At 41.3% G+C, this 20,939-nt stretch carries 18 protein-coding genes; 12 read left to right on the top strand and 6 right to left on the bottom strand.

All coding sequences use genetic code 11. The features are described from left to right. From G6W42_RS00235 to G6W42_RS00215, 5 genes are read left to right on the top strand one after another with little or no spacing between them, the layout of a single operon-like run. Nucleotides 1–186 carry a hypothetical protein gene (locus G6W42_RS00235; RefSeq protein WP_194172489.1) on the top strand — a complete coding sequence of 62 codons (186 nt, stop codon included), beginning with the start codon at nucleotides 1–3 and terminating at the stop codon, nucleotides 184–186. Continuing rightward, complete coding sequence (locus G6W42_RS00230) at nucleotides 176–1,285, top strand: ABC transporter permease (RefSeq protein ID WP_194172488.1); 1,110 nt, start codon at nucleotides 176–178, stop codon at nucleotides 1,283–1,285. Before G6W42_RS00235 ends, G6W42_RS00230 begins: the two co-directional genes overlap by 11 nt. Continuing rightward, nucleotides 1,282–1,950 carry an ABC transporter ATP-binding protein gene (locus G6W42_RS00225; protein ID WP_194172487.1) on the top strand — a complete coding sequence of 223 codons (669 nt, stop codon included), beginning with the start codon at nucleotides 1,282–1,284 and terminating at the stop codon, nucleotides 1,948–1,950. The genes G6W42_RS00230 and G6W42_RS00225 overlap by 4 nt, the downstream gene beginning before the upstream one ends. Continuing rightward, nucleotides 1,947–2,900 carry a hypothetical protein gene (locus G6W42_RS00220; RefSeq protein ID WP_194172486.1) on the top strand — a complete coding sequence of 318 codons (954 nt, stop codon included), beginning with the start codon at nucleotides 1,947–1,949 and terminating at the stop codon, nucleotides 2,898–2,900. The genes G6W42_RS00225 and G6W42_RS00220 overlap by 4 nt, the downstream gene beginning before the upstream one ends. Then, complete coding sequence (locus tag G6W42_RS00215) at nucleotides 2,897–3,406, top strand: hypothetical protein (RefSeq protein ID WP_103590153.1); 510 nt, start codon at nucleotides 2,897–2,899, stop codon at nucleotides 3,404–3,406. Before G6W42_RS00220 ends, G6W42_RS00215 begins: the two co-directional genes overlap by 4 nt. Before the next feature lie 10 nt (nucleotides 3,407–3,416). Here G6W42_RS00215 and G6W42_RS00210 read toward each other — a convergent pair whose 3' ends face one another. From G6W42_RS00210 to rsmA, 5 genes are all read right to left on the bottom strand, one after another. Then, complete coding sequence (locus G6W42_RS00210) at nucleotides 3,417–4,001, bottom strand: tetratricopeptide repeat protein (RefSeq protein ID WP_194172485.1); 585 nt, start codon at nucleotides 3,999–4,001, stop codon at nucleotides 3,417–3,419. Nucleotides 4,002–4,075: 74 nt separating this feature from the next. Next, nucleotides 4,076–4,849: a pseudouridine synthase gene (locus G6W42_RS00205; protein ID WP_194172484.1), complete on the bottom strand. Its 774-nt coding sequence runs from the start codon at nucleotides 4,847–4,849 to the stop codon at nucleotides 4,076–4,078. A gap of 1 nt (nucleotide 4,850) precedes the next feature. Beyond that, the gene (locus tag G6W42_RS00200) at nucleotides 4,851–5,804 is read right to left on the bottom strand and encodes a KpsF/GutQ family sugar-phosphate isomerase (RefSeq protein ID WP_194172483.1); all 954 of its coding nucleotides are present in this window, start codon (nucleotides 5,802–5,804) and stop codon (nucleotides 4,851–4,853) included. Nucleotides 5,805–5,813: 9 nt separating this feature from the next. Next, nucleotides 5,814–7,967 carry a ribonuclease J gene (locus tag G6W42_RS00195; RefSeq protein WP_194172482.1) on the bottom strand — a complete coding sequence of 718 codons (2,154 nt, stop codon included), beginning with the start codon at nucleotides 7,965–7,967 and terminating at the stop codon, nucleotides 5,814–5,816. Then, entirely contained in the window at nucleotides 7,933–8,775 is an 843-nt protein-coding gene (gene rsmA, locus G6W42_RS00190; RefSeq protein WP_194172637.1) for a 16S rRNA (adenine(1518)-N(6)/adenine(1519)-N(6))-dimethyltransferase RsmA, read from the bottom strand. The genes G6W42_RS00195 and rsmA overlap by 35 nt, the downstream gene beginning before the upstream one ends. 106 nt (nucleotides 8,776–8,881) lie before the next feature. Between rsmA and G6W42_RS00185 the strand changes: the two genes are divergently transcribed. Genes G6W42_RS00185 through rlmN form a run of 4 tightly spaced genes read left to right on the top strand, consistent with a single transcriptional unit; the run spans nucleotide 8,882 to nucleotide 14,740 of the window. Continuing rightward, nucleotides 8,882–12,160, top strand: a complete 3,279-nt coding sequence (locus G6W42_RS00185; RefSeq protein ID WP_194172481.1) for a DEAD/DEAH box helicase — start codon at nucleotides 8,882–8,884, stop codon at nucleotides 12,158–12,160. A 2-nt stretch (nucleotides 12,161–12,162) separates the two neighbouring features. After that, nucleotides 12,163–12,918: an imidazole glycerol phosphate synthase subunit HisF gene (hisF, locus tag G6W42_RS00180; RefSeq protein WP_194172480.1), complete on the top strand. Its 756-nt coding sequence runs from the start codon at nucleotides 12,163–12,165 to the stop codon at nucleotides 12,916–12,918. Continuing rightward, a complete protein-coding gene (locus G6W42_RS00175) occupies nucleotides 12,918–13,598 on the top strand; it encodes a purine-nucleoside phosphorylase (protein WP_194172479.1) in 681 nt (226 codons plus the stop codon). The genes hisF and G6W42_RS00175 overlap by 1 nt, the downstream gene beginning before the upstream one ends. Beyond that, the gene (rlmN, locus tag G6W42_RS00170; RefSeq protein WP_194172478.1) at nucleotides 13,595–14,740 is read left to right on the top strand and encodes a 23S rRNA (adenine(2503)-C(2))-methyltransferase RlmN; all 1,146 of its coding nucleotides are present in this window, start codon (nucleotides 13,595–13,597) and stop codon (nucleotides 14,738–14,740) included. The genes G6W42_RS00175 and rlmN overlap by 4 nt, the downstream gene beginning before the upstream one ends. Before the next feature lie 302 nt (nucleotides 14,741–15,042). Here the strand turns inward: rlmN and G6W42_RS00165 are convergent, their stop codons facing one another. Continuing rightward, entirely contained in the window at nucleotides 15,043–15,957 is a 915-nt protein-coding gene (locus G6W42_RS00165) for a pseudouridine synthase family protein (RefSeq protein ID WP_194172477.1), read from the bottom strand. A 187-nt stretch (nucleotides 15,958–16,144) separates the two neighbouring features. On the opposite strand from G6W42_RS00165, the gene purB reads away from it, so the two are divergent. From purB to G6W42_RS00150, 3 genes are all read left to right on the top strand, one after another. Beyond that, nucleotides 16,145–17,476: an adenylosuccinate lyase gene (gene purB / locus G6W42_RS00160; protein WP_194172476.1), complete on the top strand. Its 1,332-nt coding sequence runs from the start codon at nucleotides 16,145–16,147 to the stop codon at nucleotides 17,474–17,476. 348 nt (nucleotides 17,477–17,824) lie between these two features. Beyond that, entirely contained in the window at nucleotides 17,825–20,200 is a 2,376-nt protein-coding gene (locus G6W42_RS00155; protein ID WP_194172475.1) for a ribonucleoside-diphosphate reductase subunit alpha, read from the top strand. Continuing rightward, entirely contained in the window at nucleotides 20,191–20,838 is a 648-nt protein-coding gene (locus tag G6W42_RS00150) for a hypothetical protein (protein WP_194172474.1), read from the top strand. Before G6W42_RS00155 ends, G6W42_RS00150 begins: the two co-directional genes overlap by 10 nt. The last annotated feature ends 101 nt before the right edge of the window (nucleotides 20,839–20,939 follow it).

Here is a 20,939-nt window from a genome sequence, read left to right as displayed (position 1 = left end):
GTGAAATTTCTAGCATTTTTGGCGTTATTTTTTGGACTCTCTTACACGCTTTTAGCGGCGCACTACTTTAGCTTTGACCACAAAGCAAAGCAAGATGAGCTAAGAGAAATTTCAAAGATAACAAGGGCAAATTTAGCTTCTAGCTTTAGTCTAAAAGAGCAAAAGGGCTTTGCGTATGATAAGTAGAAATTTCATAAATTACTCTGTGATCCTGCTCTTTAAAGACAAAAAGGACCACCTTTTTAGCTTTTGTCTATTTGCACTCATTATCTTTGTGCTAAGCTCGGTGCTTTTCATCTCTGGCTCGATCCAGCATGATCTTATAAGCTTGGTAAAAGATCGCTCAAGTATCGTTGTTAGCGCATTTCGTGCTGGCAAAAGAGACCTCATGCACCCTGGCTATATCTACGACATCTCAAAGATCGATGGTGTGGCTGACGTTAGGGGCGTGGTTGATGGGGAGTACTACTTCGTGCAAAAGCGAGTTTGGTTTCATCTATATGAGGATGATAGCCTAAAAGAAGACGAGATGATCGTTGGCGAGGGTGTAAAGGCGGCTATGAATGAGCTTTACTACGACGAGAGCTTTAACTTCTTAACAGAACAGCGCATGATACCAGTAAAAATTCTAAAAACCATGCCAAAACAAAGCGGTCTAGTCTCAAATAACGCGATATTTTTACACCCAAATACCTTGCGAGCTATCTTAAATTTAAAAGACGAAGAGTATACAAAGCTCTATGTAGACGTGCCAAACACCGACGAGATCAGCCAAGTGGCTTTAAAGATAGAGAATTTATATCCAAATTCATTTGCTCTTAGCATAGAAGACGAGGTGGCAAAAGTAAGGCACCTTTACTACTATAAGGGCGGAATTTTTATGAGCATTTATGTTAGTGTTATGCTCATATTTTTCGTGCTACTTAAAAATCAAATTTCGCTTGCTTACGGCAGCAAAAAGCGCGAGATAGCCATTTTACGAAGTATTGGCTTTAGTATAAAAGACATCATCTTTTTAAAATTTATACAAAATTTCATCGTTAGCGTTAGCGCCTTTTTACTTGGCGTTATGTTAGCTTATCTCTTTGTGTTTGTTTTAAATGCTCCTTTTTTAAAGGGGATATTTTTAGGCGATGAGCTTTTAAATTTTACAAATTTCACGCCTATTTTGGAGTTTGATAAGCTCTTTTTGATCTTTGTCTTTGGCGTCATACCATTTTTGGCATTTGTGCTTATCCCATCGTGGCGTGTGGCGTGTGGCGACATAAATGAGGGGCTAAAATGATAAATATAAGAGGCGTTAGCCTAGTCTATAACCAAGGCAAACAAAACGAGTTTTGCGCTCTAAAAAATATAAATTTAGATGTTAATAACGGCGAGTTAGTCATACTAAAAGGCGTTAGTGGAAGTGGTAAAAGCACCCTGCTCTCGCTCATAGCCCTACTTCAAAAGCCAACTAGCGGAGAGATTTTGATAGACGGCACTAACATCGCAAAGCTGCCTGACGCATTTTGCTCTGAGCTTAGACATAAAAGGCTTGGGCTAGTTTTTCAAAATTTTAACCTCATAGAGGGCTTAAGCGTCTATGAAAATTTGTTAGCTCCGTTTGCTCTAACAAATTTTAAGGCAAATGTGCGTGAAGAGATGATAAAAAAGGCTCTAAGTCTCGCAAATATAGCTCACAAAAGAGATGAAAATGTATCAAATTTAAGCGGTGGCGAGCGCCAAAGATGTGCGGTGGCTAGGGCTTTGTCAATGGATGCGGATATCATTTTGGCTGATGAGCCAACGGCAAATTTAGATAGGGATAACGCACGTGCGTTTTTGGGTTTGTTAGAGTCATTTAAGGCGCTTAAAAAAAGTGTCATAGTCGCCACTCACGATAGCATTTTTGACGAGCTGGGTGCAACTGATAGGGTTGTAAGCCTACAAAACGGAGAGATAGCATGAGTGTATTTTTATCAAACGCCGTTATCGCCTTTTTGTTAGCGGAGTTTGTGCTGTTAGTTTTGATGAGTATTTCGCTATTTTACGTCGTCAGGATCATGAAGTCGTGGGACTATAATGCACTAACATCGCTTCAATACTCACTTGAAAAGCAAAACTACCTTGTAAATACGATCTTGCTCTTTAGCGTCTGCACAAAGATCGTTTTGTTTATATTTTTCGCACTTTGTCTAAACGAGCTCTCTGACATCGTGCCAGGGGCTATGTGCTCGGCTGGCGTGATCGGCTCAAATAAATTTGGTGGCATCTTGATGCTCACTAAAATTTTGCTCATCTTTGGGCTTGGCATCTGGCTGGTTATAAACAAACTTGACTTGCAGGCTCTAAATTTCCCATATCTAAAGAAAAAATATGCCATTTTCATCTGCCTTTTTGCGATGATACTGCTCGAGCTTGGCATAGAAATTTCGTTTTTTTATAACATCCCGCTAAAGGTGCCAGTCTTTTGCTGCTCTGTCACTTTTCAAGCTCCAAAGCTGCCATTTGGCTATACAAATTTTGGCTTAGTGAGCGTATTTTTCGTGCTATTTTTTGTCATTTTGGCGCTAAATTTCTTAAAGCAAAGCATGGCAAGCTTTGTGGCAAATTTGCTATTTTTAGTGCTTAGCTACTACGCTATCACATACTTTTTTGGTCTTTACATTTATGAGCAGCCAAATCACAAGTGCCCATACTGCATGCTAAGAAGCGACTATTATTACGTTGGCTACCTCATCTGGGGCAGTTTGTTTTTGGGCGTTTTTTACGGCCTTATGCCATATCTTGTGGAGATCATCACAAAGACAAACTACTCGCACAAGCTTAAATTTTCATCGATCTGGCTAAGTGTTTGCGTGCTGATCTGCTCGCTTTACGTGCTCAAATACTATTTGTTAAGAGGATTTTTATTTTGATAAAGCAAATTTTTTCTCTTTGTTTGTTAGCTCTAGTTTTAGCCGTGCTCGCCTATAATGCCGACATAAGCGACGATAAAATTTTAGTTTCACATAGCGACAAATCAGAGCCGATCGAGGTACTCACGCCAAATAAATATATATGTTACGAGAGCAGGACGCTCATCGCTGATAACAACGACACAGCCCAGGCGATCATGCCAAATGGCGACATCTACTTCTTTAACGACATCACAAATTCTTTCATCTGGTATATGGCGCAAAAGAGCAAAGATAAGATCAAGCTATATGTTTATTCAAGAGATACAAACCGCTACATCCCAGCGCAAAATGCCTGGTACTCGAGGGTCGATATCACGCCGATGGGATACGGCATAGGGGCGTATGAGTTTCATACTTACGGTATAAACGACAACTACTTTAAAGAGGTCTTGCTCTACGCAGCACGCGGCGAAACTCTCATAAATCCATATATAAACATCCTACTTTCAGAAAATAAGATATAAATTTACGAAGTTAGTTGATTTGTTTTAGATGATTGATCGTTTTAATCATAGTTTTAAGTATGATCTCAATCTTTTCATCATTATCATCTGTGGCAATCATTTTATTAAGATAGTCGCACCCATCTTGGAAACCTAGAGCGCAAGCTTTAAAAACGTATCTTTTTGCCGAGTCATAGTCCTTCTTTGTGCCTTTGCCTAGCGCATATAAGGCACCTAAGTTATGGCAAGCTTCGGCGATGTTGCCGTCACAAGCCTTTTTGTATAGCTCGATAGCCTTGTTATAGTCTTGCTCTACCCCTTGATCTTTTATATATAAAACACCCAAATTTAGGCAGCTACCAACAAATCCACCATCACATGATCGTTTATATAGCTCGGCTGCTTTGCGATAGTCTTGTTTTACACCTTGAGCATCCTCGTATAAAAATCCTAAGTTATGACAAGCTCGAGCAACATTATCGTCGCAAGCTTTTTGCCATTGTTTGGCGGCTTTATCAAACTCGCCCTTATCGTAAGCTTCAAGCCCAAGCTCAAAAAGATCTTTAGAAAGGCTGGTAGTTAGTAGGATCATGGATAAAAGAATAATCTTTTTCATTTTTCTCCATTTTTGTAAATTTGTAGTTATTGTGGTTTGGCTTGTCTATTTGTTAGAAAAAACAAGCCAAAATGTTAGTATCTAATGTTATTAACTTTTAAAAAGTCTCTTAGGTCTTCGTATTCGCTATTTTCGAAGTAGCGCCATTTGCCAGGCTTTAGCATGTCAAGGCTAATGCGCCCAAAGCTAACACGTTTTAGGTCCATCACTTCAAGGTCAAAGTAGCCAAAGAAGCGGCGTAGCTCCCTATTTTGTCCCTCGTTGATGATGACTTTTAGTTTTGTATAGCCGCCGCTTGAGCCAAAGACTTTATAGGCTAGAAATGGCTTAAATTCCATTGATTTTATAGTAGTTTTTGCGTGCGCGCCTTTTGTGGCGTCCTTGGCGAAAAAGCCATTTGTCATCGCCTCTATCACCTCTTTTGAAATTTCGCCCTTTACCTTTAGGTAGTACTCTCTTTCTATATCGCTATTCATTAGTGCTGTGGCGATAGCTGGAGCGTCAGTTAGTAAAAGTAACCCCTCGCTAGCGTAGTCTAATCGCCCTACGCTAACAAATTTTGCAAATTTCTTATCTAACGTGTCATATATCGTCTTTCGTCCGCGGTCATCGTTCTTGCTAACTAGCTCGCCCTTTTGTTTGTGATAAACGATAACGGTAAATTCTTTTTTTAGCTTTATCAAACGGCCATTTATACGCACTTTATCATCTTCATCTACGCTTGTAGCAAGGTCGCTCACCACACGCCCTGCTATGCTAACCTTGCCAGCTTTTATCAGCTCATCAGCCTCACGGCGTGAGTAGTTTGTATTATGTGAGATAAATTTATTTAGTCTTGTTTTTTCCATTTTATAGTCCTAAATTTGCAAGGTCGTGGATGTGTAAAACGCCCACAGGCACGCCATTTTCTACGACGGCTAGAAGCTGAATTTTATACTTTTCTATGAGGGCTAACGCATCTACAGCTAACATCTCTTTGTTATCTATCTCTTTTGGATGCAGTGTTGCAAATTTCATCGCTGGCTCGTCTAAGTCAAAGTCCTCTCTCATAAGCGCACGCCTAAGGTCGCCGTCACTTAAAAGGGCGTCTAGCACGCCATCTTTATCGACTATTAAAACCGTGCCAAGCTTGCCATGCGTCATCGTATCGATCGCGCTTTTTAGTGTTGCATTCCAGCGAACTATCGGTAAATTTTCGCTTCTCATCACATCTTTGACCTTTAAAAATAGCCTCTTGCCAAGGCTGCCACCTGGATGAAAATTTGCAAAGTCCTCTTTTTTAAAGCCGCGCTTTTGCATCAAACAAACAGCTAACGCATCGCCAAGAGCTAATGTTAGTGTGGTTGATGCTGTTGGGGCGGCATTTAGCGGGCAGGCCTCTTTCTCTACGTCGATAGTGATAAATGCGTCGCTAAATTTACCAAGTGAGCTTGTTTTGCTTCTTGCCATGGCGACGATTTTCACGCCAAAGCGCTTTACGTGAGGCAAAATTTTGATGAGCTCATCGCTCTCTCCACTAAAGCTAATGGCTAACAAAACATCGTCCTTTTCTATCATGCCAAGGTCGCCGTGCATGGCCTCTGTCGGGTGTAAGAAAAAGCTTGGCGTGCCGGTACTTGCAAGTGTAGCAGCGATCTTTGCGCCCACATGACCGCTCTTGCCTACGCCTGTGACTATGACCTTGCCCTTTGCGTTATATATCAAATTTACAGCATCTTCTATCTCTACGCTTTTAGCGTGTCTTGAAAGCTCGTTTGCTTCTATCTCTAAAACTTCAGCTGCGATTTGGTTCATTGTCTGCATAAATTTCCCTTACATTAGATAGATGATCGGCACGATAGTTGGGTACTTTTTGACCTTTCTAAATATGTGCTTTCTAATCACTTGACGCACTTGTGACTCAAGTAGCCTGCTGTCTTTCAAAAGCTCTTCTTTGACGTTGCTTAGGTATTGCTCCAGCACGCCCTCCATCTCTTTTCTAAACTCAGCGTCTTGCTTGTCACCCACAAGGCCGTAGCTGATGACGCGCGGCTTGTTGATGAGCTTTGCGCCGTGGCGTGAAATTTGAGCGATTATCATGACGACCCCAGCTTCAGCTAGGTTTTGTCTGTCGATGACGACGTCGTCTGCAATTTGTTTATTTATTTGATTATCTATGAAAACTTTGCCAGTTTTTACTGTTTTTACACGTTTTAGGTATTTTTGACAAACCTCCATCTGATCGCCGTCGCTCATTAGATAGATATTTCTCTCGTCTACGCCGCAGCTAATAGCCGTCTCTTTGTGCTTTGCGATGTGGTTATACTCGCCATGCACCGGCAAGAAAAATTTTGGTTTTATGAGGCGAAGCATTAGCTTTTGCTCTTCTTGTGCTGCGTGGCCGCTTACGTGGATCTCGCTAAAGTCTTGGTAGGCAACACTTGCACCTGATTTGATAAGGAAATTTAGCACCGTTGAGACGCTATTTTCGTTACCTGGGATAGCTTTTGAGCTGATGATTATCTGATCGCTTGGCTTTATCTTTATATATTTGTGCTCATCTGTCGCCATGCGGTAAAGCGCGCTCATAGTCTCGCCCTGAGAGCCAGTAGTGACGATAAGTACCTCATCATCTTTAAATTTACCAACCTCGTTTGCATCGATAAAAATTTTCTTATCAAGCTTGATGTAGCCAAGCTCCATCGCAGTGTATAAATTTCGCTCCATTGATCTGCCGATGACGCAGACTTTGCGGTTGTATTTTAGCCCCCATTCGATCGCTTGATAGACGCGGTGGATATTTGAGCTAAATGTGCTCATTATGACGCGGCCTTTTGCTTTTGAAAATATCGCGTCAAAGGTCTTGCCAACGCTGCTTTCACTCTTTGTAAAGCCCTCTTTGTAGCTGTTTGTGCTATCGCTTAATAGACAGAGCACGCCACGCTCGCCATAATACGCTAGTCTGCCAAGGTCTGTTGGGTAGCCATCTATCGGTGTGTGATCGATCTTAAAGTCACCTGTGTGGATGATAGTGCCGGCCTTTGTCGTGATCGCAAGTGCTGAGGCGTCGATGATAGAGTGCGTTATATGTATCCACTCGACCTCAAAGTCGCCTATGAGATATGGCTTTCTCTTCTCGACCGAGCGAAAGAGTGAGCGCTCTTGTTTTAGCCCGTGCTCTTCAAATTTATTATTTATCATGCCAAGTGGAAGCGGTGTGGCGTAGATAGGAAATTTAAACTCTTTATAAAAGTAAGGCACCGCGCCGATGTGATCCTCGTGTGCGTGAGTGATGATGACGCCTTTTATCTTATCTTTTATCTTGCGAACGTAGTCAAAGTCTGGGATGAGGATATCCACGCCGTGCATGCTCTCGCTTGGAAAGCTCATACCGATATCGACGATGATGGCGCTGGTTTCTGTCTCAAAGACGGTCATATTGCCGCCGATCTCGCCAAGACCGCCAAGTGGAGTTATGCGGATTTTATGCTCGCTTGAATTTAGATATTTTAGTGGCTCAAGTCTTAGCTCGTGAGTGGCTTTGTTTGCCTCCATCGCGCTTGCGATGTCTTGCTGCCACTGTTCGTTGCCATTTAGCTTTGCAGGCAAATTTTTCTTTGGTTTTTTAGCCTTTTTAGGCTTCTCTTTTTGCTCTTTTGTCTCGTTTTTAACTTCAGCTTTTTGCTCTTGTTTTGGTTTTTCTTTTTGCTGTTTTTGCTCTTTTGGCTTATTGTTTTCGCCATTTTTGTTTTGATTTTTATTGTTTCTTTGCTTTTTTGGGCGAGGATTTTGACTTTTTGGCTCGGTGTGAGTTTCGCTTTCAGCTTGCTCTGCTGCAAAGAAGTTGTCTATCACGCTTTTGCTTGCTGGTGAGGTTTGCTCGGTAGTTTCACCCTCTTGTTTTGGCTTGTTTTTTGGTCTAAATCTTCGTCTTTTGTTGTTTTTGCTTTGGTTAGTTACAACTTTCTCTTCGTTTTTGTCGTTCATTATCTTCCTTTAATCTTTCAAATACTTTTAGATAAGAATCGACATCTAGCTCATGTGGACGTAAATTTTGAGCTAAGCCTAGGTCTTCAAAAATTTCTTCTAACGCCTTTTTGTCAAAATTTGTGGATAAATTTTTCAAAAGCGTCTTTCTTGGCGAAGCAAACGCAGCTCTTAAAAATGCTTTAAAAGCCTCGTATTGTTTTGCATCTTTGAAAATCCCGTCTTTGCCGAAAATTTTTTCTATTTTTTGTAATCTTATGACCGAGGAGGTGACCTTTGGAGGTGGATTAAAAAGTTTTGCATCCACGTCAAACAAAAGCTCGCACCTGCCTTGAAGCGATGCTAGGATCGATAAAGCGCTAAATTCTTTATCCTTGCTCTTTGCACTAAATTTAAGAGCAACCTCTTTTTGTATCATCACAATAAGCCCAAGACATTTTTCGTCATCTATCGCATTTAGGATCATCTTAGTAGCAACGTAATAGGGCAAATTTGCGACCAAAAAGTAGTTCTCGCTACTTAGTCCGCCCTCTTCTTGCCACTGCTCTAAAGCATCTTTACAAAAAAGTTTTAATTGTCCATTTTGGATCTCATTTGCAAATTTGACCTTTAAAATTTGAAACAGCTCACAATCTATCTCAAAAGAGGTCGTCTTGTAAATTTGCAAAAGTCTAAATGTCAAATCACCTAAGCCAGGCCCAATCTCAACTACGTTTTCTACGTCATTGGGTATCGCTTGGATGATCTTATCTAGTGTCGCTTTGTCTTGTAAAAAATTCTGTCCAAAGTGCTTTTTTGCCTTTATCATAGCCGCGATATTAGCCAAAGATTACTTATACAATGATTACAAGTTTAGTTTAATCATATATAAAATGGACTATAATCACTAAATAACAACAAAATAAGGCAAAAATTTGAGTAGGGCAAATACCTTAAAATACTTTTTATTATCACAATATTTAGAGCCAAAAACCTTAGACGAGCCAAAAAAGACAAATAGCAAATTTAAAAAATCAATGGACCTTGAGATCGCAAATTTAGATGAGAAATTTATGCAAATTTTAAGAGCGTTTGATAGGTCGCTTTTAAAAAACGGTGTGGAAATTTCGATTTATGGTGGCATTTTTGAGACTGACTTGCTTGCCCTTGCGATATCAAAGCTAGCAAAGGTAAAATTTGAAAAAGAGCAAATTTTAGAGGAGCTGAGGTCTGAGCAAACGAGCTTTGAAAAGGCATTTTGTTATAAGCTTAAGCTCTCTGGCGATCTAGCGTTTTGCAAAGGAGAGCAAAGTTTTGCTTTAAAAGATGCAAATTTAGATGATGAGCTAAGCCCATTTTTCACGCCAAACTCATCAAATGACCTTTTTATCCCAACGGCTCCTTGGGCGATGGTGCGCCTAAACCACCTAAAAGAGATCAGCCAAAACGACTTTAACAAAGAGTGCGAACACATCAAGGATAAAATTTCTATCCACAAAGAGAAAATGCGTCTAAGTGACTACGTAAAAGCGGTCCATGAGGAGCTAAAAAGCTCGCTAAAGACGCCATTTTGCAAAGACGTGATCAGGCTTGAAGTAAGGATCGCTGATCCAAATTTTAAAGATACGGACGGCCTTTTAAATAGCTTTTTTATAGATGATATAAATTTGCTTATCAAATTTTATGAATCAGGCAGGACGCACGAGCTAACGGATCAGTTTTTAGACGAGGGCAGTGAGAATAAATTTGAGCGGCTTGACGTTAGAGACGAGCTAAATCAAAGGACGGTTAGGAACTTTTTTAAGGCTGAGCACTACCCAAGATCGGCTTTTGCGAGTGATTTTGCCCTAAATTTCTCACAGCAAATGGCGCTAAATAACATCATAGAGAAATTTAAAGAAGGTAACGGCGGGATTTATAGCGTAAATGGCGCTCCAGGCACGGGTAAAACGACACTTTTAAAGGACGTGATGGCTGAAGTGGTGACGCTTAGGGCGATGAAGCTCGCGCAAATGAGCAGGCACGATATCTTTAAGCCAGTCTATGACAGCGACGAAAAGGCGCTTTATTTTAGGCTAAATGACGAGCTTCAAGGCTACGAGATGGTTGTTAGCTCTTGTAATAACGGCGCGGTTGAGATTTTAAGCAAGGAGCTAAGCCAGTTAAAAAGCATAGGTGAGTATGCGGGCGAGATTGATTATTTTAAATTTATAGCCACAAGGCTGCTCTCGGCTGACGAAAAGAGTAAATATGGCGAGAAGTCCTTTATCTCAAAGCCAGCTTGGGGGCTATTTTGTGTGGCACTTGGTTCAAAGCAAAATAAGTCAAATTTTGTTTTTAATGCAATTAATGGCGTAAAGATCGAGCCAATTCACAGCCAGTTTGACAAGATTGCAAGCGAATACGGCGAGTTTTTGGAGCAAGATGGCTTTTTGATGGGGCTTGGCAAGTACCTTGCAGTGGGCGAAGGCGTAGATGACTTTGACGTGGCGAAGGAGAAATTTAACCTTGCACTTCACGAGGTAAATTTACTTTTTAGTGAGATCAGGATCAAAGAAGAGGAACTAAAGAGCCTAAAAAGTGAGCTGGCTGACATTGATAGGAGGCTTGAGAGCTATAACTCAGCCAAGCAGATAGAGGAGCTTTTAGAGCCTTTAGAGAACGAGCATGATGAAATTTTGGCTAAGCTGGGGGACAAAAAGGCGGAGACAGAGGAGCTAACAAGGCTTGTTAGTCAAAATGAGGCGTTGCAGGAGTATCTAAATTTACCGCAAAAGCCAGCGTTTTTTGCCTTTCAGCAAATTTTTAAGACAGAGGCCTTTGAAAAGTATAATGACGAGGCGCTAAAGGTTGGTGAGATAAACCGCCAGATAGCCGAGCAAAATTTAAAAGCTAGCAAGCAAAATGGCGAGAGCAAAGAGAAAAACGAGGCAAGGCTAAACGAGCTAAAAAGTGAGATAGTAGAGCTTGAGAGCAGGGCTGAAGAGCTAGGCACTAAGATAAATCTTTACAAAAGGCTGCAAAGCGACTTTGCTAGACGCCAAAAGATACTTGGTAGGAGCGAGGAGCTAGAAAGCTTTTTAAACGGCAGCTTTAGCGAGAGTAATGACGAAATGCAAAAGAGTATGCCATTTATGATGGAATTTGGCATAGACAAGAAATTTCACAAGACAAAGCTTTTTAGAGCTAGGATAGAGCTTTTTAAAGAGGCGCTAAATTTACACAAGGCAGCGATATTTGCTTGCAAAGAGGCTGTAAGGACAAATTTACGTGCACTTAGCGTTATCTTTAACGATGAAAAGATGGCTGAGAAAAACGGCTTAGAGGCAAAACATAGACGTGAGATCATCAAGGGGCTATTTTTGCTAACGCCAGTTGTTAGCTCGACTTTTGCTTCGTTTAATAACACCTTTAAAGAGCTTTTAAATGGCGATATAGGCTTGCTTTTGATAGATGAAGCAGGGCAGGCAAATTTAACTAACGCGTTAGGCGCACTACTTCGCTCAAAGATGGCTGTCGTGGTCGGCGATCCGCTTCAGCTTGAGCCAGTCGTAACGCTGCCAGTTAGTTTAAATAATGCGATACTTAGCTACTGCGAGGCAAAAGAGGAGTTTAACCTGCTTAAGTCATCAGTACAGCTTAGGGCTGACAAAGCTCAAAAGATCGGCACATATATAAAAGGTAGTGGCGAGAGTATCTGGGTCGGCTCGCCACTGATCGTACATAGAAGGTGCGCTAACCCTATGTTTGAGATCTCAAACGAGACTACATACGACGATATGATGATACTTGGCAGAAGTGCGGCTAGTAAATTTGCAAACACTAACGTGCAAACAAAGTGGATAGACGTTAGAAGTGATGAGTGGATAGGCAACTACAACAAAGCCGAGGGCGAGGTGGTTAAAGAGCTCTTGGTAGGCGAATTAGCTAGCCAGAAAAATAACATCAGGATAATAACGCCATTTAAAGATGTTTGTAGAAATTTAAAAGGTGCAGGCACTATCCACACTATGCAGGGCAAAGAGGCTGATGTTATCGTCTTTGTGTTAGGTGGAGCTACAAAGGGCGCTAGAGCGTGGGCTGCTAGCAAGCCAAATCTGCTAAACGTGGCGCTAACAAGAGCAAAAGAGGTTATTTATATAGTTGGAAACCGAGAAAATTGGGCGAGTTTGCCATATTTTGAGGTGGCAGCTAGAAAGATAGACAAAGGATAAATTTGAATCATTTTGCAAAACGCATAATCCCATGCCTCGATGTAAAAGACGGCAGGGTCGTAAAAGGTGTAAATTTTGTTGGACTTGTCGATGCTGGAGACCCAGTCGAGATAGCTAAAAGATACAACGACGAGGGCGCTGATGAGCTTTGCTTTTTGGATATCACAGCCTCTCACCTTGGCCGTGATACGATAGTTGATGTGGTAAAAAAGGTCGCAAGAAAGCTTTTTATACCCCTAACCGTTGGCGGTGGCATACGCACGATCGATGATATATCGCGCCTTTTAAATGCGGGCTGCGACAAGGTGAGCCTAAATTCATCAGCGATAAAAGATCCAAATTTGATCGACGAAGCGGCTAAGAAATTTGGCTCGCAATGTGTTGTCGTGGCGATCGACGCTAAAAAGATCGAAAATGGTTATAGCGTTTTTATAAATGGTGGTAGGATCGATACCAAAAAAGATGCCTTTGCTTGGGCAAAAGAGGTTGAATCGCGTGGGGCAGGGGAGATATTGCTAACGTCTATGGATAATGACGGCGTCAAACAGGGCTTTAGTCTGGAGCTAACAAAGATATTTAGCGCGCTTTCTATACCGACTATCGCAAGCGGTGGCGCTGGGAAGATGGAGCACTTTAAAGAGGCTTTTGAGGCTGGGGCTGATGCGTGTCTTGCTGCTTCGATATTTCACTTCGGCGAGATCGAGATAAAAAAGCTAAAAGAGTATCTCAAGGCAAATGGCGTTGAGGTTAGGCTCTGATGTTAGTTATCTCAGCTGGGAAAAACGAAATTTTTGACTTTGCCTTGCCGATGGGTGTGGGGCTAGTCGATATGGCGATAAATTTGACAAAGTTTTTGCAAAAAAGATCGTGTGTTGAGGTGGATGAAAAGAGTATAAATTTAAAAAATATTGATCCGCACTATCTCGCAAAGATCGAGGCTAAATTTGCAAACTCATCAAACCCAGAGCTACAAAATCTAAGCCAAAATTTGTCAAAAAATCCCGAGCGAAATTTATACCAGATGCCAGAAAAGATAGTTTTTGTTGGCTCGGCTGGTCTATATAAAGATGGTGAAATTTTGCAAATTTATGAAAGCTCGGTTGGGGCGAATGTTGAAATTTCTAGCATAGAAAATAGATCTTACTCGCCCATCGAGTGTGAAATTTCTTCTATCGTTTCACGTGGAACTATCAAAACAAATTCATCAAATTTCATAACGACAGACAAAAATTTGGCTCATAAGATGTTTGAAAAGGGTTATTTTTTAGAAAATATGGAGTTTTTTTCTGTTCTAAAAGTGGCTCAAATTTTTAAAATTCCAGCTTATGGAATTTTCGTAGCGACAAATTTTTGTGATGAAAATGCGCATGCTGATTTTATAAAAAATCACTCTGCAGCCAAAGAGCTACTAACAAAATATGTAAAGGAAAATATGTGAAAAATTTGCTTGATCTTAGCATCGAAGAGTTAAAAGAGCTAGTCTCTCCCTCTTTTAGAGCGACGCAAATTTATGAGTGGATATACAAAAAAAATGCGACTGAATTTAGCCAAATGCTAAATTTACCAAAGGATATGCGTCAGGACTTGGCTGAGAAATTTTATCTTGACCCTCTAAAATGTGTGAAATTTGAGCAAAGTAGTGATGGTTCGATCAAGTATCTTTTTGAGCTAAAAGATGGTCTAAAGATAGAGAGCGTTTTGCTACCGATGAAAGAGGAAATTAGCGACGAAGATGGTAAGATTAGTCGCCATGCACGTTATACTGTTTGTGTTAGTTCGCAGGTTGGCTGCAAAATGGGCTGTGCTTTTTGCCTAACAGCAAAGGGTGGGCTTGTTAGAAATTTGACTGCTGGCGAGATCGTAGGGCAAATTTTATGGATAAAAAGGGAAAATAACATACCATACGAGAGACGCATAAATGTCGTTTATATGGGTATGGGCGAGCCGCTTGATAACCTTGCTAACGTTAGTAAAGCGATCAAAATTTTAGCTCTAAATGAGGGTCTAGCCATATCGCCACGCCGCCAAACCGTTTCAACTAGCGGCCTTGGTAGTCAGATAAAAAAGCTTGGCGAAATGGACCTTGGGGTCTTGCTGGCCATATCGCTACATGCTGTTACTAACGAGCTTAGAAGCCGCCTGATGCCGATAAATAAGGCGTATAATATCGAGGCTGTTATGGACGCTGTTAGGGGATTTCCTATCGATATGCGAAAGCGCGTGATGTTTGAATATCTTGTTATCAAAGACCTAAATGACAGCGTTAGTGATGCGAAAAAACTGGTTAAACTACTGCATGGTATCAAGGCAAAGGTAAATTTGATCTACTTTAACCCGCATGAAGGTAGTGAATTTGGACGGCCTGAGCTCGCTAGCATGCTAAAATTTCAAGAATATCTAAGGGATCATGGCGTCACTTGCACGATCAGACAGAGCAAAGGGCTTGATATAAGTGCGGCTTGCGGACAGCTAAAACAGCGAAATGAAAATCCAAAATTCAGAGCTAACGTTAGCGATAAGAACGCAGCTAAAGCAGAAGAAAAACCAACTAACGATAAAACTAACGTGAGTAAAAAATGACAGCTCTTGATATCTCTGAGATAATTTTTATAGTGCTGGTTGCTAGCGCTGGGCTTGGGCTGATCCTAAAAGTTTTGAAAGAGGAAAATAAAACTTTAAAATAAATTCTAAAAATTTGGCATGAAATTTTGTGAGTGGAAAACAAAAACGCAAAGTCGATTGCCAAAATTTAATTCACAATGCGGCGACACTAAAAATCTAATTCTATTTTTCAATAAAAATTCTGTTTCAAAATTAAAAACAAAAACTATGAAATTTTTATAGATTATTTTTTCAGAAAGACTTTTTAAAATTTAAATAGCTTAATTATTTGCTTCTTTTGCAAATTTATAAAACTCATTTTCGGCGTCAAATTTGCTTTTTATCTTGTAAAAAATTTCATCAAATTTAAATGAAATTTCGTCCGAGTGAAGTAAGAGCCTTTTTGCTCCAGTTAAATTTATCCGTTCACGCTCGCTCATCTCTTTGTCTAAAATTTTCTCGATCTGCGGACGTGACAAACCATAAAGTGGTTCGCCAAGGATCTTGTGTTTCACATGAAACAAATGCAAGCGAATTTGATGCTGCCTGCCAGTGAGTGGGATAGCCTGAACCAAAGTTGTATCGATATCGTCAAAATACTTTATAGGCAAAATTTTAGTCACCGCACTCTTGCCATTTTCACAAATTTGCATTCGCATTTTCACATCGTTGTAGTTGTTCGCTAGATCCATTTTAGCATCGATCGCAAATTCTAGCTCGATCTCGCCCTGCACCATTGCGACGTAGCTTTTATAAACCTCTCTATTTTCAAAGATTTTCTTTAGTTTTATCGTGGAATTTCTATCTTTGCCAACGACTATCACGCCACTTGTTTCGCAGTCTAGCCTATGTGCCACGCTCGCTTCTCGTCCAAAAAGTGTGTAAATTTCATCATTTAGCGAGTAGTCGCAGTGCCTGCCATTTGGGTGGCTGAGCACGCCACTTGGCTTGTCAAATACCGCAAAGCTCTCGCACTCAAAGATCGGCTTAAGCCCCCTTGGCTCCGCCTCATAGTCGATCAAAAAAACATCGCCACACAAAACGGCATTTTTTTCGCTCACGACACTGCCGCCACAGATCAGCCTGCCTTTATCGATGAGGCGCTGGGTTTGGCTCATGTTAAAGCCATTTTGGAGTAAAATTTCATAAGCTTTTTGATGATCTGCAGTGGTGATAAATTTATTTACATAGGGCAAAAATGATCCTTTTGAAAAATGAGCGAGCTATCTTAAGCCCAAATTTATAAGCGTATAACCGACATTTCAGCCCGGATTTTATATAATCAAAACTTAAATTTAGGAAAATTACACGATGTGATTTCTGGCCCAAAAAGCCAAATTTATACTTTCAGGACAAAAGCAAACTAACACAAAAGGTTCAACAATGGTCGAAAGATACTCACGCAAAGAGATGGCTGAAAAGTGGAGCATACAAGCAAAATACGACGCTTGGCTCAAGGTAGAAAAAGCTGCTGTTAAAGCTTGGAATAAGCTCGGCTTCATAAGTGACAGCGACTGCGAGAAAATTTGCAAAAACGCTAAATTTGAAGTGGCTCGCATCGACGAGATAGAAAAGACGACAAAGCACGACGTCATCGCATTTTTGACAAGCGTCAGCGAGAGCCTTGGCGATGAGAGCAGGTTCGTACACTACGGCATGACCTCAAGCGACTGCATCGACACGGCCGTCGCGCTTCAGATGAAAGAGAGCTTGGAGCTCATCATAAGTGACGTCGAGGAGTTTATGCAGGCGGTCAAAGATAGGGCAAACGAGCACAAGCACACGCTCATGGTCGGCAGAAGCCACGGCATCCACGGCGAGCCGATAACTTTTGGCCTAGTGCTTGCCATCTGGTACGACGAGATCGCAAGGGCGCTTAAGCTCATCAAAGACGCAAAAGATACGATCAGCTATGGCAAACTATCAGGCGCTATGGGAAATTTAGCCCACGCTCCGATGGAATTTGAAGAGCTAACATGCGAGGAGCTTGGTCTTAAAGCTGCCCCAGCGTCAAATCAAGTGATCCAGCGTGACCGCTACGCCCACGTGGTGAGCGCTATCGCAGTGCTTGCCTCCACTTGCGAGAAGATCGCAGTCGCCGTTAGACACTACCAAAGGACCGAGGTTTATGAGGCGGAGGAGTATTTTAGCCCAGGACAAAAAGGCTCAAGCGCCATGCCGCACAAGCGCAACCCAGTTCTTAGTGAAAACATCACTGGCCTTTGCAGGGTGCTACGCTCATACGTCACACCAGCGCTTGAAAACGTCGCCCTTTGGCACGAGCGCGACATCAGTCATAGCTCGGTTGAGAGATTTATCCTGCCAGACATGTTTATCACGGCTGATTTTATGCTGGTTCGCATCAAAAATTTGATAGCAAATTTAGTCGTCTATCCAGAAAATATGATGAAAAATTTAAATTTAACAGGCGGTTTGGTCTTTTCGCAACGTGTGCTTTTGCAGCTACCACAGCGTGGAATTTCTAGGGAGGACGCCTACAAGATCGTTCAGCGCAACGCCATGAAAGTCTGGGCGGACTTGCAAGAGGGCAAAAAAGCGATCGATGAACAAGGTCACAGCCTATTTTTACAAAATTTGCTAAACGATGAGGATCTAACCAAGAGCCTTAGCAAAGATGAGATCAAAGAGTGCTTTGACTACAACTACTACACTAAAAACGTAGATAAAATTTTTGCCAGAGTTTTTGACAAATAAATTTAAACACAAGGGGTAAATTTAGCCCCTTGCAAAATACCCCAATACAAATCCACCTTAAATTTATCTCGCAAAATTTATAAGCTGGTGGCGGCATTTTCAATTAGCTTTTACAAGTGTCAGTAAAATTTAGTGGTAATGTTGGCGCATTTAAATTTTGGTCGTTAAAGCTAACACAAAAGCTCATCACGCTTAGCATTTTTTGCTGCTTGTAAAAGACTTTTGATAGCCTTTATCTTTCTCATTTTGGCTATAAATTTTATATTTATTGAGTAGTTTTTAGCAAAGAGAGTTTTTATCTCTTTTTGGATAAAATCTCAAATTAAAATTTAACACGGAGAGATATTTTTGAAAGTAATAAAACGTAATGGCAGAACAGAAGAGCTTGATATCAGCAAGATCAAAAAATACACAAATGAAGCCGTCCTAGGTCTTAGCAATGTAAGTCTTAGCGAGCTTGAGGTAGACGCGAAAATTCAGTTTAGAGATATGATAACGACTGAGGAAATTCAGCAAACTCTTATAAAAACAGCAGTTGATAAGATCGACATCGACCGCCCAAACTGGACATTTGTTGCAGCAAGGCTATTTTTGTTCGACCTTTATCACAAAGTGACTGGCTTTAACGGCTACAACCACCTAAAAGACTACCTCGCAAAGGGCGAAAAAGTAGGTCGCATCATCCCTGGACTAAAAGAGAAGTACGATCTTGAGGATCTAAACGCTTACATCAAGCCCGAGCGTGACCTTCAGTTTGCATACCTTGGTATCAAGACGCTTTATGACCGCTACCTCATCAAAGACAAAAGCGGTATGCCGATCGAGCTACCACAGCATATGTTTATGGCGATCGCGATGTTCTTAGCGCAAAATGAGCTAGACAGCCAAGGTTGGGCAAAGAAATTTTACGACCTCATCTCTAAATTTGAAGTGATGCTAGCCACCCCAACGCTCTCAAACGCAAGGACTACACGCCACCAGCTAAGCAGCTGTTACGTAGGCAGCACGCCTGATAATATCGAGGGCATTTTTGATAGCTACAAAGAGATGGCTCTGCTTTCAAAATTTGGTGGCGGTATCGGTTGGGACTGGAGCAAGGTGCGTGCGATGGGCGGCAGTATAGACGGACACAAAAACGCAGCTGGCGGTATCATACCATTTTTAAAAGTGACAAACGACATCGCAGTAGCGGTCGATCAGCTAGGCACTAGAAAGGGCGCGATCGCCGTTTACGTCGAGCCTTGGCATATGGACGTGAGCGATTTTCTCGATCTTCGTAAAAACTCAGGCGAAGAGAGACGCCGTGCACACGAGCTTTTCCCTGCGCTTTGGATAAACGACCTATTTATGAAGCGTGTCAAAGAAAATGGCCGCTGGAGCCTCTTTGACCCAGCTCAAGTAAGCGACCTTTGCGACCTTTATGGCGAGGAGTTTGAGAAGAGATATTTGGAGTATGAAAACGATGAAAATATCCAGAAAAACACCATCCTTGCAAAAGAGCTTTGGAAGAAAATTTTAACTAGCTATTTTGAAACTGGCATGCCGTTTTTATGCTTTAAAGACAATGCTAACAAAGCAAATCCAAACGACCACGAGGGCATCATCAGAAGCTCAAATTTATGCACCGAAATTTTCCAAAACACAGCGCCAAACTACTATAAGATCAAGATCACTTATGAAGATGGCGGCGAGGAGCTATTTGACGAAGAAGAAGACGTTACGGTTGATAGTGGCATAACCAAAAAAGCCAAAAAGCTTAGCGCACTTGACAGCCTAAAAGGCAAGCAAATTTTCATAGTAGAAAAAGAGAGTTTAGAGGGCAAAACGGCTGTTTGCAACCTTGCAAGTATAAATTTAAGCAAGATAAACAGCAAAGAGGACATCGAGTGTGTCGTGCCGATAGCTATCAGGATGCTTGATAACGTTATCGATCTAAATTTCTACCCACACAAAAAGGTAAAACACACAAACCTTGCCTCTCGCTCGATAGGCCTTGGCGTCATGGGCGAGGCGCAAATGCTAGCTGAGAAAAACGTAAAATGGGGCAGCTATGAGCATTTGGCGCTCATTGATAGCATAATGGAAAACATAAGCTACAACGCGATCTATGCTAGCTCAAATTTAGCCGTAGAAAAGGGCATCTATCCAAATTTTGAAGGCTCAAAATGGAGCAAAGGCATCATGCCGATAGACACCGCAAACGAGAACGCAAAGGCTCTTTTAAACGACAAAGGTGGACTATTTGACGAAAATGTCTGCGACTGGGACAAGCTAAGAGAGAAGGTCAAGCGTGACGGCATGAGAAACGGCTATCTAATGGCGATCGCTCCAACTAGCTCGATCTCGATCCTTGTTGGCACTACTCAGACCATCGAGCCAGTCTATAAACGCAAGTGGTTTGAGCACAACCTAAGCGGTATGATCCCAAATGTCGTGCCAAATTTAAGCCCTGATACTTGGCAGTTTTACACGCCAGCATACGAGCTTGATCAAAGAATCCTCATAAAAGCAGGTGCGATCCGCCAAAAATGGATCGATCAAGGTCAAAGTCTAAATATCTTCATGAGCCTAGACAAAGCAAGTGGTGGATATCTAAGTGAAATTTACACGCTTGCATGGGAGCTCGGACTAAAATCAACCTACTATCTACGCTCTGAGTCACCAGACAGCGAAAAGCTAAACGACGTGGCCGACCGTTCGATCGAGTGTGAGGGATGTCAGTAGTTAAATTTAAGATGGTCTTTTGCTTTGGCACACTAGCCAAGGTAAAAGACCTATTTGTAAGCGAAAAAACAGAGAGAAGCTCACGAGGTATCTCAGGTCTTATTGGCTACGTAAGTGCATCATACCTATATAAGATAGTCCTAGACTATATGCCTTTTACTGTTGGTATAGTAGCTGGAGCACTAGCCTTTATAAGCTATGTTATAGAGCTAGCTAAGTTTTACTACATATCACCATTTGTTACAGCTTTTTCAGTCACTATGGGTAAAACAAATAAGATAGTCGATTTCTTGGTAGGCGCTTTAGCTATATTCTTTAAACCTATCTTGATAGTTATATTTATCTACTTTGGTCTATTTGTCTATGGTATATTTAAAGATATATTCTTACTCTATGCCGAAGAGCAGATGAATATGATGTATGAACTTCAAAGTCAGTTCTTCTTAACAATTATGCTTCATATATTTATGGCACTGCTACATATCATAGGTGCAATAGGTGGTGCTTATATGCTTTGGAAGATCATACTTCATGCACCAACATGGGTTTTAAAGATGGTAGGTATAAGTGATAGTGGAGCAAGCTTTGCTTCTCAAGAGCTAGCACGCAACCTAGAGAAATACACCTTCCATATGTAACAAAAGTGAGATATTTATCTAAAAAAGCTACAATGCTTTGATACCAAACTAGAAAGGAAAAAGATGAGTACAAAAACCTTAAACCAAACAAGAAGAAAGGA

The organism is Campylobacter concisus, assembly GCF_015230015.1.
GTDB lineage: Bacteria > Campylobacterota > Campylobacteria > Campylobacterales > Campylobacteraceae > Campylobacter_A > Campylobacter_A concisus_AF.
This window is presented reverse-complemented; position numbering and strand designations above follow the sequence as displayed.

What these genes read in the sequence shown, in the direction of transcription:
- G6W42_RS00195 (WP_194172482.1), bottom strand. Translation starts at nt 7,967, where the DNA reads ATGAACGACAAAAACGAAGAGAAAGTTGTAACTAACCAAAGCAAAAAC.
- G6W42_RS00220 (WP_194172486.1), top strand. Translation starts at nt 1,947, where the DNA reads ATGAGTGTATTTTTATCAAACGCCGTTATCGCCTTTTTGTTAGCGGAG.
- G6W42_RS00225 (WP_194172487.1), top strand. Translation starts at nt 1,282, where the DNA reads ATGATAAATATAAGAGGCGTTAGCCTAGTCTATAACCAAGGCAAACAA.
- G6W42_RS00230 (WP_194172488.1), top strand. Translation starts at nt 176, where the DNA reads ATGATAAGTAGAAATTTCATAAATTACTCTGTGATCCTGCTCTTTAAA.
- G6W42_RS00210 (WP_194172485.1), bottom strand. Translation starts at nt 4,001, where the DNA reads ATGAAAAAGATTATTCTTTTATCCATGATCCTACTAACTACCAGCCTT.
- rsmA (WP_194172637.1), bottom strand. Translation starts at nt 8,775, where the DNA reads ATGATAAAGGCAAAAAAGCACTTTGGACAGAATTTTTTACAAGACAAA.
- purB (WP_194172476.1), top strand. Translation starts at nt 16,145, where the DNA reads ATGGTCGAAAGATACTCACGCAAAGAGATGGCTGAAAAGTGGAGCATA.
- G6W42_RS00205 (WP_194172484.1), bottom strand. Translation starts at nt 4,849, where the DNA reads ATGGAAAAAACAAGACTAAATAAATTTATCTCACATAATACAAACTAC.
- G6W42_RS00150 (WP_194172474.1), top strand. Translation starts at nt 20,191, where the DNA reads ATGTCAGTAGTTAAATTTAAGATGGTCTTTTGCTTTGGCACACTAGCC.
- G6W42_RS00175 (WP_194172479.1), top strand. Translation starts at nt 12,918, where the DNA reads ATGTTAGTTATCTCAGCTGGGAAAAACGAAATTTTTGACTTTGCCTTG.
- G6W42_RS00200 (WP_194172483.1), bottom strand. Translation starts at nt 5,804, where the DNA reads ATGCAGACAATGAACCAAATCGCAGCTGAAGTTTTAGAGATAGAAGCA.